At 38.8% G+C, this 14567-nt stretch carries 17 protein-coding genes; 4 read left to right on the forward strand and 13 right to left on the reverse strand.

All coding sequences use genetic code 11. The features are described 5' to 3' along the window. Positions 1-153 precede the first annotated feature (153 nt). The 3 genes from Xbed_RS04005 to Xbed_RS04015 all read right to left on the reverse strand — a co-directional run bounded on the left by Xbed_RS04005 (position 154) and on the right by Xbed_RS04015 (position 1640). On the reverse strand, positions 154-696 hold the full coding sequence (locus Xbed_RS04005) for an NADAR family protein (RefSeq protein ID WP_086111653.1): 543 nt from the start codon (positions 694-696) through the stop codon (positions 154-156). Positions 697-880: 184 nt separating this feature from the next. Further along, positions 881-1333 carry a DUF2335 domain-containing protein gene (locus Xbed_RS04010; protein WP_086111654.1) on the reverse strand — a complete coding sequence of 151 codons (453 nt, stop codon included), beginning with the start codon at positions 1331-1333 and terminating at the stop codon, positions 881-883. 85 nt (positions 1334-1418) lie between these two features. Continuing rightward, positions 1419-1640, reverse strand: coding sequence for a Cro/CI family transcriptional regulator (locus tag Xbed_RS04015; protein ID WP_086111655.1), 222 nt, complete (start codon positions 1638-1640; stop codon positions 1419-1421). Between the two features lie 99 nt (positions 1641-1739). Here Xbed_RS04015 and Xbed_RS04020 point away from each other — a divergent pair, with 99 nt between their 5' ends. Continuing rightward, the gene (locus tag Xbed_RS04020) at positions 1740-2453 is read left to right on the forward strand and encodes a LexA family protein (RefSeq protein ID WP_086111656.1); all 714 of its coding nucleotides are present in this window, start codon (positions 1740-1742) and stop codon (positions 2451-2453) included. Between the two features lie 167 nt (positions 2454-2620). Here the strand turns inward: Xbed_RS04020 and Xbed_RS20110 are convergent, their stop codons facing one another. Continuing rightward, positions 2621-2839 (reverse strand): hypothetical protein, encoded by a 219-nt coding sequence (locus Xbed_RS20110; protein ID WP_244182400.1) that lies wholly within the window; start codon positions 2837-2839, stop codon positions 2621-2623. Beyond that, positions 2836-3162 (reverse strand): hypothetical protein, encoded by a 327-nt coding sequence (locus Xbed_RS20115; RefSeq protein WP_244182401.1) that lies wholly within the window; start codon positions 3160-3162, stop codon positions 2836-2838. Before Xbed_RS20115 ends, Xbed_RS20110 begins: the two co-directional genes overlap by 4 nt. 785 nt (positions 3163-3947) lie before the next feature. Between Xbed_RS20115 and Xbed_RS04030 the strand changes: the two genes are divergently transcribed. Together Xbed_RS04030 and Xbed_RS04035 are read left to right on the forward strand one after the other, a co-directional pair. Then, positions 3948-4541 carry a lytic polysaccharide monooxygenase gene (locus Xbed_RS04030; protein WP_086111657.1) on the forward strand — a complete coding sequence of 198 codons (594 nt, stop codon included), beginning with the start codon at positions 3948-3950 and terminating at the stop codon, positions 4539-4541. Positions 4542-4806: 265 nt separating this feature from the next. Further along, positions 4807-5202 carry a VOC family protein gene (locus Xbed_RS04035; RefSeq protein WP_086111658.1) on the forward strand — a complete coding sequence of 132 codons (396 nt, stop codon included), beginning with the start codon at positions 4807-4809 and terminating at the stop codon, positions 5200-5202. 233 nt (positions 5203-5435) lie between these two features. Here Xbed_RS04035 and Xbed_RS04040 read toward each other — a convergent pair whose 3' ends face one another. Continuing rightward, a complete protein-coding gene (locus Xbed_RS04040; protein WP_086111659.1) occupies positions 5436-5870 on the reverse strand; it encodes a lysozyme in 435 nt (144 codons plus the stop codon). 664 nt (positions 5871-6534) lie between these two features. Here Xbed_RS04040 and Xbed_RS20650 point away from each other — a divergent pair. Further along, positions 6535-6876 (forward strand): DUF6693 family protein, encoded by a 342-nt coding sequence (locus Xbed_RS20650; protein ID WP_422641374.1) that lies wholly within the window; start codon positions 6535-6537, stop codon positions 6874-6876. 157 nt (positions 6877-7033) lie between these two features. On the opposite strand, the gene Xbed_RS04050 is transcribed toward Xbed_RS20650, so the two are convergent. From Xbed_RS04050 to nrdA, 7 genes are all read right to left on the reverse strand, one after another. Then, positions 7034-7741, reverse strand: coding sequence for an Ail/Lom family outer membrane beta-barrel protein (locus Xbed_RS04050; protein WP_339373822.1), 708 nt, complete (start codon positions 7739-7741; stop codon positions 7034-7036). Positions 7742-8111: 370 nt separating this feature from the next. Next, positions 8112-8753, reverse strand: a complete 642-nt coding sequence (locus Xbed_RS04055; protein ID WP_086111661.1) for a glutathione S-transferase family protein — start codon at positions 8751-8753, stop codon at positions 8112-8114. Positions 8754-8850: 97 nt separating this feature from the next. Further along, entirely contained in the window at positions 8851-9618 is a 768-nt protein-coding gene (locus Xbed_RS04060) for an N-acetylmuramoyl-L-alanine amidase (RefSeq protein ID WP_086111662.1), read from the reverse strand. 283 nt (positions 9619-9901) lie between these two features. Beyond that, positions 9902-10438, reverse strand: a complete 537-nt coding sequence (locus Xbed_RS04065; protein WP_086111663.1) for an outer membrane beta-barrel protein — start codon at positions 10436-10438, stop codon at positions 9902-9904. A 140-nt stretch (positions 10439-10578) separates the two neighbouring features. Next, positions 10579-10845 carry a class I ribonucleotide reductase maintenance protein YfaE gene (yfaE, locus tag Xbed_RS04070; protein ID WP_086111664.1) on the reverse strand — a complete coding sequence of 89 codons (267 nt, stop codon included), beginning with the start codon at positions 10843-10845 and terminating at the stop codon, positions 10579-10581. Position 10846: 1 nt separating this feature from the next. Next, entirely contained in the window at positions 10847-11977 is a 1131-nt protein-coding gene (nrdB, locus tag Xbed_RS04075; protein WP_086111665.1) for a class Ia ribonucleoside-diphosphate reductase subunit beta, read from the reverse strand. Positions 11978-11989: 12 nt separating this feature from the next. Continuing rightward, a complete protein-coding gene (gene nrdA, locus Xbed_RS04080; protein ID WP_086111666.1) occupies positions 11990-14281 on the reverse strand; it encodes a class 1a ribonucleoside-diphosphate reductase subunit alpha in 2292 nt (763 codons plus the stop codon). Between the last annotated feature and the right edge of the window lie 286 nt (positions 14282-14567).

The raw sequence follows: 14567 nt of genomic DNA on the forward strand, positions 1-14567 counted from the left end.
CAAAGAGAAAATAAAATGGAAGATATTCATTACACATAGAGTAATAACTATTGATTTATTTTTCTATAACAGAAAAAGTTGATTAGTTTATAGTTATTAATTAGATACAGGAGCCAGAACCTATCCAATCAGGCTCTGACTCTATCATTTAGTTTATGCCTTTAGTTTCTCACGTACAATCATCAACGCAAAACCTAACAAATTCAAACCATCCCACATCAACGGGTTCTGAATTTTAGGGAAATCTTCTGCCAGACCGATCCCCCAGATACGGTCAACGGGACTAGCCTCAACTAATATTTTTTCCCCAGTATTTAATAAGAACTCTGCCAAGGGTTTATTCTGAGAAAATTTAGCCAAGTTACCTTCAATCACGATTTTCAATCGATGTTCATCCCAAACCGATTGGTCAAAGTCACGTATCTCTCTGCCATATGCTTTTGCAGCACCTGGATTTTTAGCATTGATAATTTTTTCCAGTACTTCGAGATCATTAAACAAGCGAGCCTTCCCTGCCATCATATAGTGTTCTGCACTCGCGTATTTTATATCATCAACAGTAAATTGAACTGGATACCACTGGCTTAAACAAGATTTAGTTATGTGGTTGTTATAATTAGTTTTATGACCCCAGAAAAAAAGATATTTCAGTTTTTTCCCCGATTGGTATAAATCACATAATGTTTTAATATCCATATTAACTCTCTATAACTCACGAATTTAGCTTAAATACATAAATGCACTCCCATCATACAATTTTTCTTATATTTGTCGATAATTATCAAAGCCGCTTTATTGATAGTGAATAAGAACCACAAACATAGGCTACAATAAAAATAATCACATGCTTGTTAAATAACTCATCATATTATTTTGTGAATCACTTAATGTTTGCCCTACGTCCGATGACAAAAACGGCGACCAACCCAACTAAATCAACAGTGATTAACGTACCAGCAAACAACACTTCTCCTTTCAGGGCAAAAACAGTCGCAATAATCAGGATAAACATCGCGATGGAAAATCCCATCCATTGCCCTCTTTTGTCTCTGTTTATCAAACCATCCAATGCTCTTTTCTGTTTTTCATGTTGAAAAACCTGCTCTTTTTCTCTAAAAGAGAATATTCTTTCTGCACAACCCGGTAAAATTGATTCATAGCTTTTTAATGCCTCTGGAGATGGAAAGGAATCTGAGCAACAAGTAACCACCTGATTTTCAATTAAATCTCCACTTGCCGAGTCAATATTTAAAGTATTGCGATAATCGGTTGCGGGCATGATGTCAAGAATACTCCCTATCACTCTGAAATAATGACGAATGTTAGAATTCATGTTCTCTCCTGAGTAATATACACAAAAAACATCTTAATAAAATCAGTAGAATAACTAAGTTCAACCTATAATTTACATGAATTAATTACACTTCTGCTATTTTCTTTCCCCGTAATGCAACTGGGTTTTGACTTGGAAATGGGCGGCATTCCTCCGCTTTATAAGTTCCATCTTCCTGACGAATCAAAAAGATTTTACGACCAGATCGCAATGCCTTACTGATCGCAGTTTGATGAACACCAACCAAAAGCGCGGCTTTGGCTTGACCATTTAACTTTACATATTCTGATAACGGAATTTTTTCCATACGTTTCCTCCTGTCTGCTCAAAATAATATCTAAAGTACTAAATATTTCAATACTTTTAGTATTTATCATTTTAATAGCATTGGTATTAAAATGAGTGCATGAAAAAGAAACTCACAGCAGAACAGCTTGCCGATGCCGCACGCTTAAAAGCACTATTTGAAGCCAAGAAAAAACAGCTCGGCATTTCTCAAGAAACGCTTGCAGAAGACAAGGGCAAGACACAAAGTGCAATTTCACACTATCTCAATGGCATCAATGCCCTTAATTTGGAGATGGCAGTTTACTTTGCCAAAAAATTGGGCGTTCAGATTGCCGATTTCAGCCCGTCACTGGATCAACAGGCCAGGGAGCTGGTCGCGGTTCTCGATGGTCGTCATACGATGTTTTCAGATAATCCAAATCCTCAAAAACAATATCCACTACTCAAATGGGTGGATGCAGGTCACTGGTGTGAAGATCTCACATCAAAATATGATACAGGCGGTATAGAAAAGCGATATGAAGCCCCTGTCGAGTGCTCGCAACGTGCTTTTTGGCTGGAAGTCAAGGGGGATTCGATGGTGTCAGCCAATGGATTAAGTATACCGCAAGGTATGATTATTTTAGTTGACCCGGAAGTCAGGCCCACAGCCAATAAGCTGGTCGTCGCAAAACTTGATGGCGAAAAAGAACCCACGTTCAGGCAACTGATCACTGAGGGGTATGATACATTTTTAAAACCACTGAACGCCCAATACAACATGATCCCCCTTGGCAATCATGTGCAGATTATCGGCGTGGTTGTAGAGGCAAAAGTTAGGAAACTGCCTTGAGTAACAATATATCCCCGTCGTCTTTCAAGTTACGGCTTTGTTGGCTATGTTCACATCCCCAAAAATATAGCGAGTTATGTTTCTGGGGAAGGTTAATTCATTTCCTGTTTACTCAATCAAAGCGATAAAGAAACTTGGTTATATTATATAACATTAGAAATGCACAATTACATTATAATATAGTGGAAAGGTGTTTCACCTATTTTCTTTAATTGAATATGTTTATTTTTACTTTTAGTCTGGTAAATATCATCCCCCAAATATTTTTCCACAAGCTCATCCAACTTAATAGCGTCTATATCTTTAGTCACACCGACCGACCAAACACTCCTTAAGTTAACTTCGGATTTTCTGATTTTGCTAATTTTATTCAAATCAGAAGTCATTTTTTTATACATGATTTTGGGTTAGCATGTTGCTTAAATTCAACAATCATATATGTATCTAAGGCCCAACCTTTTTTTCTTAATAAAAAATCAGGTCTTAAATATTTTTTACCCTTTATTTTCCTATTATCGTATTTAAATGCAAACTCTCTCCACCATTCATGTTCAGTTTGAGAAAGCATATAAGAGAATTCAACTTGTAGCCAAATCTCCCAGCCAGTGATATTACCTTGTTCAATAAGATGAAATCTGTTGCAAATTTCATCACTAGAGAAAAAGTTATCAAGCAATACATTTAAGTGCTCAAAATCCCGGTTTATCATAATAAAATCCCTTATCTTCAATCCAACTGAATCGTTATAATTTAGCTTTAGTCGCACAGGATACTGATGAAATATAATAGGCAGCGATTTGGAACATCATGCTTTTAAAAACATTTATTATTTAATCAGATAATATAAAAAATTATTCTACCTCTTTTTTCTGTTATTAAACAGAGGAAATTATTTCACAATGAAATCAAAACTCACCAATCTCGCAATAAGTGAAATTTAGATGATAAAAAATGGCTGTTACATCAATAAAGTAAAATATTGTTAAGTCAAAAAATTCATCCAGCCCTAAACAGTTAAAATAACCTTAACTTTATCATCTGATTTAGTTCGTAAACGGTGTATCCGGACAACTAACCCAAAGCACTTCATCTTCAGCCTTTGTTTAAGGTTGGTTTATTGCATATTTTGCTATTTTGGTCTACTTTATTTATGTGTACCAAATCTCCTACTTGTTTAGTACACCCTCATTTGCTTCTTATTTCGCTCTTTCCCTCCCTAATATAGGGAGGGGTTTTCTTTTCCAGACCAGCAACAAAAATAGGATAAATCCTATCCGCACCATCCCATCACCCAACAACCTGATATCTCTCAAAAATATATTTCTAGCATACCCCTATCATAAATTAAGCATTTATCATTGACTCACTTTGTTATAAACCTTCCTATGCCTTTTCATTAAAGTGATTTTTATCTCATAGAAACTTATTAATATTACAACAATAAGTAAAATTACTTATTTTACAGTCAAGTATGGAAAAAATAGGAATTTCATCATGAACATTAAAAAATCATTACTTTTAGTGGGATTGACAGCCTTCAGTACAATCCCATTCTTTAGTTCTGCTGAATCAGGTTCTCGTCATGGTTATATCGATTCCCCCCCCAGCAGGGCACTGTTATGTTCTAAGAATATCAACAAGAACTGTGGGCCTGTCATGTATGAGCCACAATCGGTTGAAGGACCCAAAGGCTTCCCTCAAGGAGGGCCACCAGACGGACAAATTGCAAGTGGTGGTGTTGGTCAGTTCAAGCAACTCAACGAACAAAGTGCTGATCGCTGGCATCATGTCAACATCAATAAGGGGATGAATGAGTTTACATGGACGCTAACAGCCCGGCATAGTACTGCTTCATGGCAATTTTTCATGACTAAACCTGACTGGAATCCAAATCAGCCGCTTACTCGTGCACAATTTGATTTAAAACCCTTCTGCGAGCGTTTTGATGGTGGGAAAATACCTACCCAAAAAGTCGCGCTAAAATGTGATGTTCCAGAGCGGTCAGGATATCATGTCATTCTTGGTGTATGGACGATTGCAGACACTAACAATGCTTTCTATCAAGTTATTGATGTTGACATTAAATAATATTTTTTAATTATATTGGCATACATGATATTTCAAATATCATAGGGTACTTCCTTACTCTCCGCACTGCGGAGAGTAAGGAATATTCTAAATTTCAGTGTATCACTATTATGAAAATTTCTTTATTATCTATAACAGCTTAGTTCCTATAAAAAATAGGAAACCTAATAGAGTGCTGGTGACCTAATCAGCACTTTTTTCTAAAAAAACCAAAAAAAATTCAGGTAATATCTGTTGTTAACTCAACCCTAGACATTAAAAAAATATGAAAAAATCGACGACACTCAGAATTGCCAGACCCACAGATAACCTGATCGAAATTGCAGATATGTATTATAAAGGCTTAAATTTGATCATGTTGGGTGAATTCAAAGATCACGATGGTTTTGATGGTATTATGCTAGGACATCCCGATCATTCTTGGCACCTCGAATTTACTCATCATCACAATACTCATGTTGGAAAAGCCCCAACAAAAGATAATCTATTGGTCTTTTATATTGAAGATGAATTTGAGTGGCAAGAGCAAATAAAATCAATGCAAAATGCCGGATTTATTCCCGTCCCTTCTTATAATCCTTATTGGGATAAGAGTGGAAAAACCTTTGAAGATATTGATGGTTACCGTGTTGTATTACAATATGGCCCATCAGCGATATAATTTTTTTATAGTTAATTTCTCAGTCATGGGTATTGATATCCAATAGATGTAAAGTAAAAAATATATTTTGTTAGGCTATTAGTGATATTGGGTTAAACGGTTTTTTATTGTTTATCTCTAATAGCCTAAAATTCAATACGTTCATGCGACTCATCAGGTAACCGCTGAGTAAATCCGCATCGCTGCTCAGGTTTTCCTGAAAACAGTTATCACTAAAGATCCTGTATATGTACTTATGATAAAAATGTTTGTTGCTCTGATGCTCTTCTGATACGTAAGCCCGGTAGCTCATGCCCATCAGCACGATCCCATTTCAAAAATTCTCCTGCTGCTCCTTGATAATCTCCTGCATTTAACTTTTTTAACAGGGTGGAATGGGTAAAATTACCGATTCCCAGATTGAAAATAAACGAACATAAAGCATCAAATTGACCTTGTGTCAGAGGTACTTTAACTAATCGATAAAGGGCACCATAAATGGGAACAAGATCTTGACGCAAAAAGGCTTCTGCCTGTTGTGCTGTAATCACTTGCCCAGGTTTTACCCCCTTTGTATGACCATATCCGATTGTCCACGGCTCTGCTCCAGTGGCAGGGTCAGGATACGCTTTCAATCTCAATGCTTCATAACTTTTAATTTTGTCAATACCACTTTCACTGATTTCCATCCATTTTCTCCACTGACAGTATTGAATCCAGACTCAATCCTGTTCGAAAAACAAGCTAAACATAAAGTATAGACGAATAAAAAATCAGTAAAGCGGTTATAGTAGCCAAGCTACAGAATCTCCATAAAGACCATGGCACAAAAAAACCATTCAATTTCAAAAAGATAATTAATTTTGCAAATTTTTTTTAAATTTTAAAAAAATTATTTAATAAAAATCTTGACTCTTTTTGTTTTGAGCATAAAATCCTCCTCAGAATTTAGATTTTCGTGAAGTAAATCACAATTTATAACCCTCAAAGGAAATCATCATGAAATCTGTAAAATCTTTCCTCTCAAATGTACATGGCGTTGTTATTCGGTTATCCGCAACTCGCTTTATGTAAGCATTGTACAGCCCAGAGATAAGCCAGTTCACTATCCCCTTCGTCTTTCAAGTTGCCGCTTTGTTAGCTGCGCTACATCTTGGGTTCCATTGGGTATAAAACTGGCTTTTTTATCATCGATACAAATCTAATGTCATGTTTTCTATCCCATACCATTATTCATTTTCTTTTAGTTGAACGATTATTTCGAAAATCTGTCTTACAGATAGCATAATCATCATTTCTATCGCCATCAGCTTTCAGAACACATCTGAATACCGAGAAAACTGTATGAATTCAATGGATTTTCGTAGTTTTAAGTTAAAATCAGAATTAGGAATACTTGAGATTATTTTACATCTTATCGTCTGGCTTCTGATTATATTATTTACATTTGGGCTAGGTGCCTTTGTATTTCCCTACTATATGACCCGTTTTATCATTAACAGAACACAGGTTATCGACCGGAATAGCGGGAGAACTATCGGTAGGTTAACTTGTGATATAAATTTAGTTCAAATAATGGGTTACGTCATCATCTGGGCGATTCTCTCTTTTATTACACTGGGTCTTTTATACTTTGTGTATCTTTACAAAATCACAATGTCCTGCATTAACCATACACGAATAGTTTCTGAATAGACCATATTCATAAAGAATTGTTAATGCATAAACTGCATATAACAAAAAGCCCGAACCTTATGAAACTAAGAGTTCGGGCAAAAATGTTGACTAATAGACAAATTAACTCAAAAAAGAAACGCTATATAAAGAAAAACAACAAATAAGTGAACGAAGTTTAGAAACGGTAACCTACACCCAGCACCCAAGTCCCAAGTTTGACGTCTTTGAAACGCGTGTATGAATATGAGGCATCAACAGCCCAACTTGGCGTTGGGTTAAATTGTAAACCTGCGCCGTAAGATAGTGAGGTTTCTTTTTTATTTTCTTTATATTCGTCCCCGGAAAAGCTCACTTCAGAACGAGTCCCACCAATCAGCCCATATGCACTAATATAATCGTTAAAACGGTAGGATGGACCAGCCATCAGAGATGTATTTTGCCATCTAAACTTTGAAATTGAACCAAAATAGTTATATTCATGGGTATATTGAGTATAAGTTAATGAACTAATAATCCCCATTTTTTCATTAAATTCATAACGATATTTCAGATTCAATCCATACTGTTTTGTATCTAATTCCATATTATTATGTTCGATTTTTAGACCATTATCTGATGATGCCTTACTCTGGGCATATCCCAGAGAAATAGTATTTTTACCACTATTGCTGGCGCTGGCATTAAAAGTAAGTATAGATAATCCCACAGCCACAGAAGCTGTTAATAATATTTTTTTCATAAGTAGAAATTCTCTGTCATTTAATTTTGGTGTATTCTTTCCATCAGGAAGCGCTTTCGGAATATACAATTCTAATATTGAGAATTCAACTATAAATAAAAAAGCATCAATGATAGGCCCAAAATCACATGACGATAAATTCACTTTAAATTCAGTGTATTAAGTAAAATCCACTTAAAGGGGCCAATGGGTTAAATCCTATCAATCAAGACATTTACTCGATAAATAGATATATTTATCAAATAATTAGATACCAGAAGTTGATTCCCTTATTTTAGGATATATCCTAAAAATAAAATTAACAATAAAACATCGACAGCCGGGTGGAATTTTATATTTCATAATCCATCATTATAAATTCCAAATAAATCATCACTCAAACAAATAAGTAAACTGAGTATTTATTTGGCTTACTCTATACATTGAAAATCCGTAACCTGAAAGCAAAAGTATATCCGTCGTCTTTCAAGATGCAGCTTTGTTAGCTGCATCTTGAAATCCATTGGTGATATATTTAATTAACATGCAATTCTTCATAAGAGATCATCACATGCTCTCTAAATGCGGGTCTTTCTTTTAATCTATCATAATAATTGAGAAGTTCAGGATGATATGGACGACTCATTTTTATATCAAAATACCGATAAAGTATATGACCAAACTGTATGTCTGCGAGAGTAAAATAGTCACCAGCAATGAAATTATGTTGTTGTAACTGTGTTTCAGCAATATTTAACATATTACCTAATTTATCAATGGCTTTGGCTATTTCGTCCTGATTTTGATGTTGGGGTGCAGTACGGACAATCCGCCAGAATATGGGCGCAGTAAAATTAAGGGCAATATTTATTTTCGACCACTCAGCCCATTTATCTATATGTGTACGAACATCAAGATCCTCTGGCCAAAAAGAAGCGCCGGCATATCTATTGGCAAGATAACGTAGAATAGCCCCTGTCTCCCAAATTGGTGTTCCATCACCATCTTTAATTACCGGCACTGTTCCATTCGGATTCAGGGATAAAAATTCAGGTGTGTCGTTGCCGCCGTATTTATGCCCAATATCATAGCGGGTAAAAGCAAGCCCCAATTCTCCAAGGCACCACATCAATGCCTGTACATTCGATGATGTTTTCCGCCCCCAAACCGTTATCACAGCGTTATCCCCTTTATGATATATTTTCTATCGTCCAAGTTGCGACTTTATTGTCCGTGCCACAACTCAAAATTTATTTGATCCGCTTTATAACACATTAATTAGAAAAATATTTCTCGACCAACGCATATAAAATAGCAATAGTCTCTATATCGGCCACGCCATCATAATGTGCCGGCCGAAAATGCATTTGAAATGCCCTGATTAAAGACTGAAAGTTCTCGTTTTCTTCTACACCTGAAACACCATAACCATAGCGCTTAAACTTTGCTAAAATTTCGGCGGTATCCGGTAAACAATCAACAAACTGTTCGCTATATTTTTGTTTAGTTTCTTCGTCATACCATGCCCCAACTCCTGCATCATATAATTTTTTCCATGGGAATGACGGGCCTGGATCTGTTTTTCTCTGCCAGGCAATATCTGAGTGTCCCACGACATAAGTCGGATGAATATCGGGATAACGCTGTAAAATATTAATCGCTAATTCTTTAACTGCCTCAATTTGAGCGGGATGATAAGCAGGAAAAGTCAGAACACCACCAACATCACTTGCCTCATTCACAATCTCAATACCCATGGAAGTATCATTGATCTCTTCCCTTCCAGCCCAATAACTCATGCCAGCATGCCAGGCTCTTTCAAGTTCATCCACCAGATTGAAAATATGAATGTCGCTAAATCCAGCCGCCTGATAGGTCGGATCATCCGGATTTGGAACTAAGTAGTGAGCACTGACGAGATCTCCTGTCAATGCCTGGATGGATTTTTCAAAATTAAAAACAGTGTAATGCATAACTAAAAAACGGCAACGGCGGTTAAAACTTTTGGTTGAACGATATGAATGATAATCAATTTTATACATTATTGTTCTACTCCATTGGTTCTGCGAGGTAACACAGTAAATATCAAATCGCTGAAAAAAGCATTCGATATGGTTGCATGATAAATCAACAGGCGGGTTTGTGCACGCGGTAAACTCGCTTAACCATGGGGTATACATCTGTTCAGGTTCAGAGGGATTTTATAGGAAACGTGCCGGAAAATAATTTTATAAAATTATTATTTCTGATTTTATATCATCTTGAGATGATATAAATTGATTGAATGATAATAACAACTTCATCTAATTATTTTCTGTGGGATATTCAAAAATGGTAACCAACCCCAATATTAAGACCATTAATATAATAGTTTTCATTTTCAGGTTGAAGCCGTGTCTCTGTATATAATATATAAAAAGCCAGATTTTCCAACGGATTAATTAAAGCACCCGTTCCCCATGTAAAGACTGTATTTTTGTCAGAATAGGAATACCTATCAGAGTCACTTCCTCTTTCAGCCCCGTTGCCCCAATTCAAATCTGTCATGCCCATGACGCCATACAGGCTGAAATAATGGTTAACCCGATAAGTTGGGCCTGCCAATAGTGAATGACTATAATTCCAGTTCTTATCACCTTTTAACCAGGCAAATGATCCTGCCACTCCCCAATCAGGACTGATTTGGTAATGGTGATTAAAATTCATACCATTGGACTTTACTTTTCGGGCTTCCCCCACCCCTCCGATTTTATCAAAATGACCAGAAGCATACCCCATTGATGCCGTTTGTCCTCCAACAGCGTTGACTTGTGTGACGAGCAGAATAAAAGGGACAAACAGAGCAATAAGGATTTTGTTCATTCATGACTATTTCCATGGCAAGGATAGGTCATTTAAATATAGCTCACATATTCTCATCTGATGAAAATCATCTGAAAATAAACGATAAAATCGGGGGAGACTGATGCTAAGACAAAGATATCGGGTTACGAAGCGGGAGATTACGGTTCAATTTCAATATCGGTCAGTGGATAACAGCTACAGGGCAAAATTTCCCCTTCATTAACAAATGCCAAGGGTTTACAAGGGTATCCAACTTTCCCTTTAACCAAACGAACACGACAAGAGCCGCAATACCCCTGACGGCACTGGTATTCAAGCTGTACTTTGCCGTGTTCCAGTGCTTCCAGCAAGTTATTGTGGCAGCCTGAAGAATAGTGGATGTATAAACCCTGCCTTGACGGCAGGGTAACTTTATAATCAGCCATATCAGAGTTCGAAACCGCTGAGATCTTCAGTATTGACTTCCGAATCAATCTGACCAACCAAATAAGAGCTGACTTCAACTTCCTGTGGAGCCACTTGAACGTTATCGGAAACCAGCCACGCATTAATCCACGGGATTGGATTGGAGCGAGTTTCAAACGGCAATTTCAAGCCAACGGCCTGCATACGAATATTGGTAATATATTCAACATACTGGCACAGAATATCTTTGTTCAGACCAATCATGGAGCCGTCTTTAAACAGATAATCAGCCCACTCTTTTTCTTGTTCTGCTGCCTGTACGAACAGGTCATAACACGCCTGTTCACACTCTTTGGCGATTTCTGCCATTTCAGGATCATCCTGACCAGAACGCAACAGGTTCAACATGTGCTGAGTCCCCGTTAGATGCAGAGCCTCATCACGGGCAATCAGTTTGATTATTTTGGCGTTACCTTCCATCAACTCCCGTTCTGCAAAGGCAAAGGAACAGGCAAAGCTGACGTAGAAACGAATGGCTTCCAATGCATTAACGCTCATCAGGCACAGGTAAAGCTGCTTTTTCAAAGCGCGCAGCTCAACAGTGACTGTCTTGCCAGCAACATCGTGTACTCCTTCCCCCAACAGATGGTAATAGTTGGTCATTTTGATCAGATCATCGTAGTACGCAGAAATATCTTTCGCACGTTTCAAAATCTGTTCGTTTTCCACAATGTCATCAAACACGATGGAAGGATCGTTAACAATATTACGGATAATATGCGTGTAAGAACGCGAGTGAATCGTCTCAGAAAACGACCAAGTTTCAACCCAGGTTTCCAATTCCGGAATCGAAATCAGCGGCAGGAAAGCCACATTCGGGCTACGGCCCTGAATGGAATCCAGCAGCGTCTGGTATTTCAGGTTGCTGATGAAAATATGTTTTTCATGATCCGGCAACGCATTATAGTCAATGCGATCACGGGCAACGTCCACTTCTTCTGGACGCCAGAAGAAGGAGAGTTGTTTTTCAATCAGCTTCTCAAAAATAGGGTATTTCTGCTGATCAAAACGCGCCACGTTAACAGACTGACCGAAAAACATCGGCTCCTGCAATTGGTCATTTTTTACTTGCGAAAAAGTGGTATAGAACATAGCTTCCTCAAATTAAATCTTACACGCGCCGCCTTCACAATCGGAATCAGCAGACTCAACGACCTCTTCCAAATCACCCTGCACATCTTCGGCACCGTCACGGGTGTTGTGGTAATACAATGTTTTCACACCATATTTGTAAGCAAGCAATAAATCTTTCAGCAATTGGTTCATCGGAACTTTGCCATTAGGGAAACGTGCTGGATCATAATTGGTATTAGCAGAAATCGATTGATCGATGAATTTCTGCATGATCCCTACCAACTGTAGGTAGCCGTCGTTGCTCGGCATTTGCCACAACAATTCATAAACACCTTTCAGCAGATCATAATCCGGGACAACTTGACGCAGGATGCCGTCTTTTGATGCCTTAACACTGACGTAACCGCGCGGTGGCTCAATGCCATTAGTCGCATTAGAGATTTGCGAAGATGTTTCTGATGGCATCAATGCAGACAATGTTGAGTTACGCAGGCCATGCTGTTGAATATCACGGCGCAGAGCTTCCCAATCCATGTGCAGGGGTTCGCTGGTCAGTGTATCCAAGGTCTTTTTATACGTATCAATCGGCAGGATACCTTGCGAATAAGTGGTTTCACTAAACCACGGGCAAGCCCCCTTTTCTTTCGCCAGCGTATTTGACGCTTTCAGCAGGTAATACTGAATGGCCTCAAACGTTTTGTGAGTCAAATTATTCGCGCTGCCATCAGAATAACGCACGCCATTCCTTGCCAGATAATAAGCGAAGTTAATCACACCGATACCCAGGGTACGACGCCCCATTGAGCCTTGTTTAGCCGCGATAATGGGGTAATCCTGATAATCCAGCAACGAATCCAAAGCACGCACGGCCAATTCCGCCAGCTCTTCCAGTTCCGCCAGATTTTCGATGGCTCCCAAGTTGAAAGCAGACAGCGTACACAGTGCAATTTCGCCATCTTGATCATTAATATCGTTCAATGGCTTAGTTGGCAGTGCAATTTCCAAACACAGATTCGATTGGCGAACAGGCGCAATAGCCGGATCAAATGGGCTGTGGGTATTGCAGTGGTCAACGTTCTGGATGTAAATACGCCCCGTTGACGCCCGCTCCTGCATCATCAGTGAGAACAGCTCAACGGCTTTAATGCGTTCTTTGCGGATAGTGCTGTCATTTTCATATTGAGTATACAGGCGTTCAAATTCATTCTGATCGGCAAAAAAGGCATCATACAATCCCGGCACATCAGATGGGCTGAACAGAGAAATGTCTCCCCCTTTGATCAAACGCTCATACATCAGTTTATTAACTTGTACACCGTAGTCCATGTGGCGAACGCGGTTGCCTTCAACACCACGGTTGTTTTTCAGTACCAGCAGGCTTTCTACTTCCAGGTGCCACAGCGGATAGAACAGTGTCGCAGCCCCACCACGAACCCCACCCTGAGAGCAGGATTTCACCGCAGTCTGGAAATGTTTGTAGAATGGGATACAGCCCGTGTGGAACGCTTCACCGCCACGGATCGGGCTGCCCAACGCACGGATGCGACCCGCATTTACACCAATGCCGGCACGCTGGGAAACATATTTTACAATCGCACTGGATGTCGCATTGATGGAATCCAGACTGTCACCGCACTCAATCAGTACACAAGAACTGAACTGACGGGTTGGTGTACGAACCCCCGCCATGATTGGCGTTGGCAGTGAAATTTTAAAGGTGGAAACCGCATCATAGAAACGACGGATATAATCCAGCCGCGTTTCTTTTGGATAAGAGGAAAACAGGCACGCAGCAACCAGCATGTAGAGGAACTGGGCACTTTCGTAAATTTTACCGGTAACCCGGTTTTGTACCAAATATTTCCCTTCCAGTTGTTTGACCGCCGCATAGGAAAAATCCATATCACGCAAGTGGTTAATAAAACTGTCCATCTGCTCGAATTCTTCTTTGGAATAGTCCTCCAGCAAATGTTTGTCGTATTTGCCCAAATTCACCATATTTGTAACATGGTCATACAGCGCAGGAGGTTCAAACTGTCCATAAGCCTTTTTACGCAGATTAAAGATCGCCAGACGTGCCGCCAGATACTGATAATCAGGTGCATCGCCAGAGATCAAATCAGCCGCAGCTTTAATCATGGTTTCATGGATATCGGATGTTTTGATACCATCGTAAAATTGAATCTGGGAACGCAGTTCTACTTGTGACACTGAGACATTTTTCAGACCTTCGGCAGCCCAGGCAACAACCCGGTGAATTTTATCAAGATCAATTTTTTCTTTATGTCCATCACGTTTGGTAACTAGCAGACTCTGGTTCATGGGGAAATACACCTTCTCTCTTTTCGTATCCCACCTGTATTATTTTTCTTGGACTGACCTATTGACAGCACGATACACCCAGAATGGCTCAGGGCCAGCTCGGGTACTTTGCTGTGATATCGCGACTGTCTTGTTACTGTCAAATGGCAAGAAACACAATATATAGGGGGTAATTAAAACGGTAATAACAAGATAATGTAAAATTTGCGTTTTATCAAGTGCACAACATTGCGAAGTTTTGTGGATAACTTGAGGATTAATTTTGCCAAAAAGCCGATAACCTGCG

The sequence above is a fragment of the Xenorhabdus beddingii genome, assembly GCF_002127545.1.
GTDB classification, from domain to species: Bacteria; Pseudomonadota; Gammaproteobacteria; order Enterobacterales; family Enterobacteriaceae; genus Xenorhabdus; species Xenorhabdus beddingii.

Bases quoted from the DNA above. Each gene is read 5' to 3' on its own strand.
- Xbed_RS04005 (WP_086111653.1), bottom strand. From the start codon at position 696: ATGGATATTAAAACATTATGTGATTTATACCAATCGGGGAAAAAACTG.
- Xbed_RS04010 (WP_086111654.1), bottom strand. From the start codon at position 1,333: ATGAATTCTAACATTCGTCATTATTTCAGAGTGATAGGGAGTATTCTT.
- Xbed_RS04015 (WP_086111655.1), bottom strand. From the start codon at position 1,640: ATGGAAAAAATTCCGTTATCAGAATATGTAAAGTTAAATGGTCAAGCC.
- Xbed_RS04020 (WP_086111656.1), top strand. From the start codon at position 1,740: ATGAAAAAGAAACTCACAGCAGAACAGCTTGCCGATGCCGCACGCTTA.
- Xbed_RS20110 (WP_244182400.1), bottom strand. From the start codon at position 2,839: ATGACTTCTGATTTGAATAAAATTAGCAAAATCAGAAAATCCGAAGTT.
- Xbed_RS20115 (WP_244182401.1), bottom strand. From the start codon at position 3,162: ATGATAAACCGGGATTTTGAGCACTTAAATGTATTGCTTGATAACTTT.
- Xbed_RS04030 (WP_086111657.1), top strand. From the start codon at position 3,948: ATGAACATTAAAAAATCATTACTTTTAGTGGGATTGACAGCCTTCAGT.
- Xbed_RS04035 (WP_086111658.1), top strand. From the start codon at position 4,807: ATGAAAAAATCGACGACACTCAGAATTGCCAGACCCACAGATAACCTG.
- Xbed_RS04040 (WP_086111659.1), bottom strand. From the start codon at position 5,870: ATGGAAATCAGTGAAAGTGGTATTGACAAAATTAAAAGTTATGAAGCA.
- Xbed_RS20650 (WP_422641374.1), top strand. From the start codon at position 6,535: ATGGATTTTCGTAGTTTTAAGTTAAAATCAGAATTAGGAATACTTGAG.
- Xbed_RS04060 (WP_086111662.1), bottom strand. From the start codon at position 9,618: ATGTATAAAATTGATTATCATTCATATCGTTCAACCAAAAGTTTTAAC.
- Xbed_RS04065 (WP_086111663.1), bottom strand. From the start codon at position 10,438: ATGAACAAAATCCTTATTGCTCTGTTTGTCCCTTTTATTCTGCTCGTC.
- yfaE (WP_086111664.1), bottom strand. From the start codon at position 10,845: ATGGCTGATTATAAAGTTACCCTGCCGTCAAGGCAGGGTTTATACATC.
- nrdB (WP_086111665.1), bottom strand. From the start codon at position 11,977: ATGTTCTATACCACTTTTTCGCAAGTAAAAAATGACCAATTGCAGGAG.
- nrdA (WP_086111666.1), bottom strand. From the start codon at position 14,281: ATGAACCAGAGTCTGCTAGTTACCAAACGTGATGGACATAAAGAAAAA.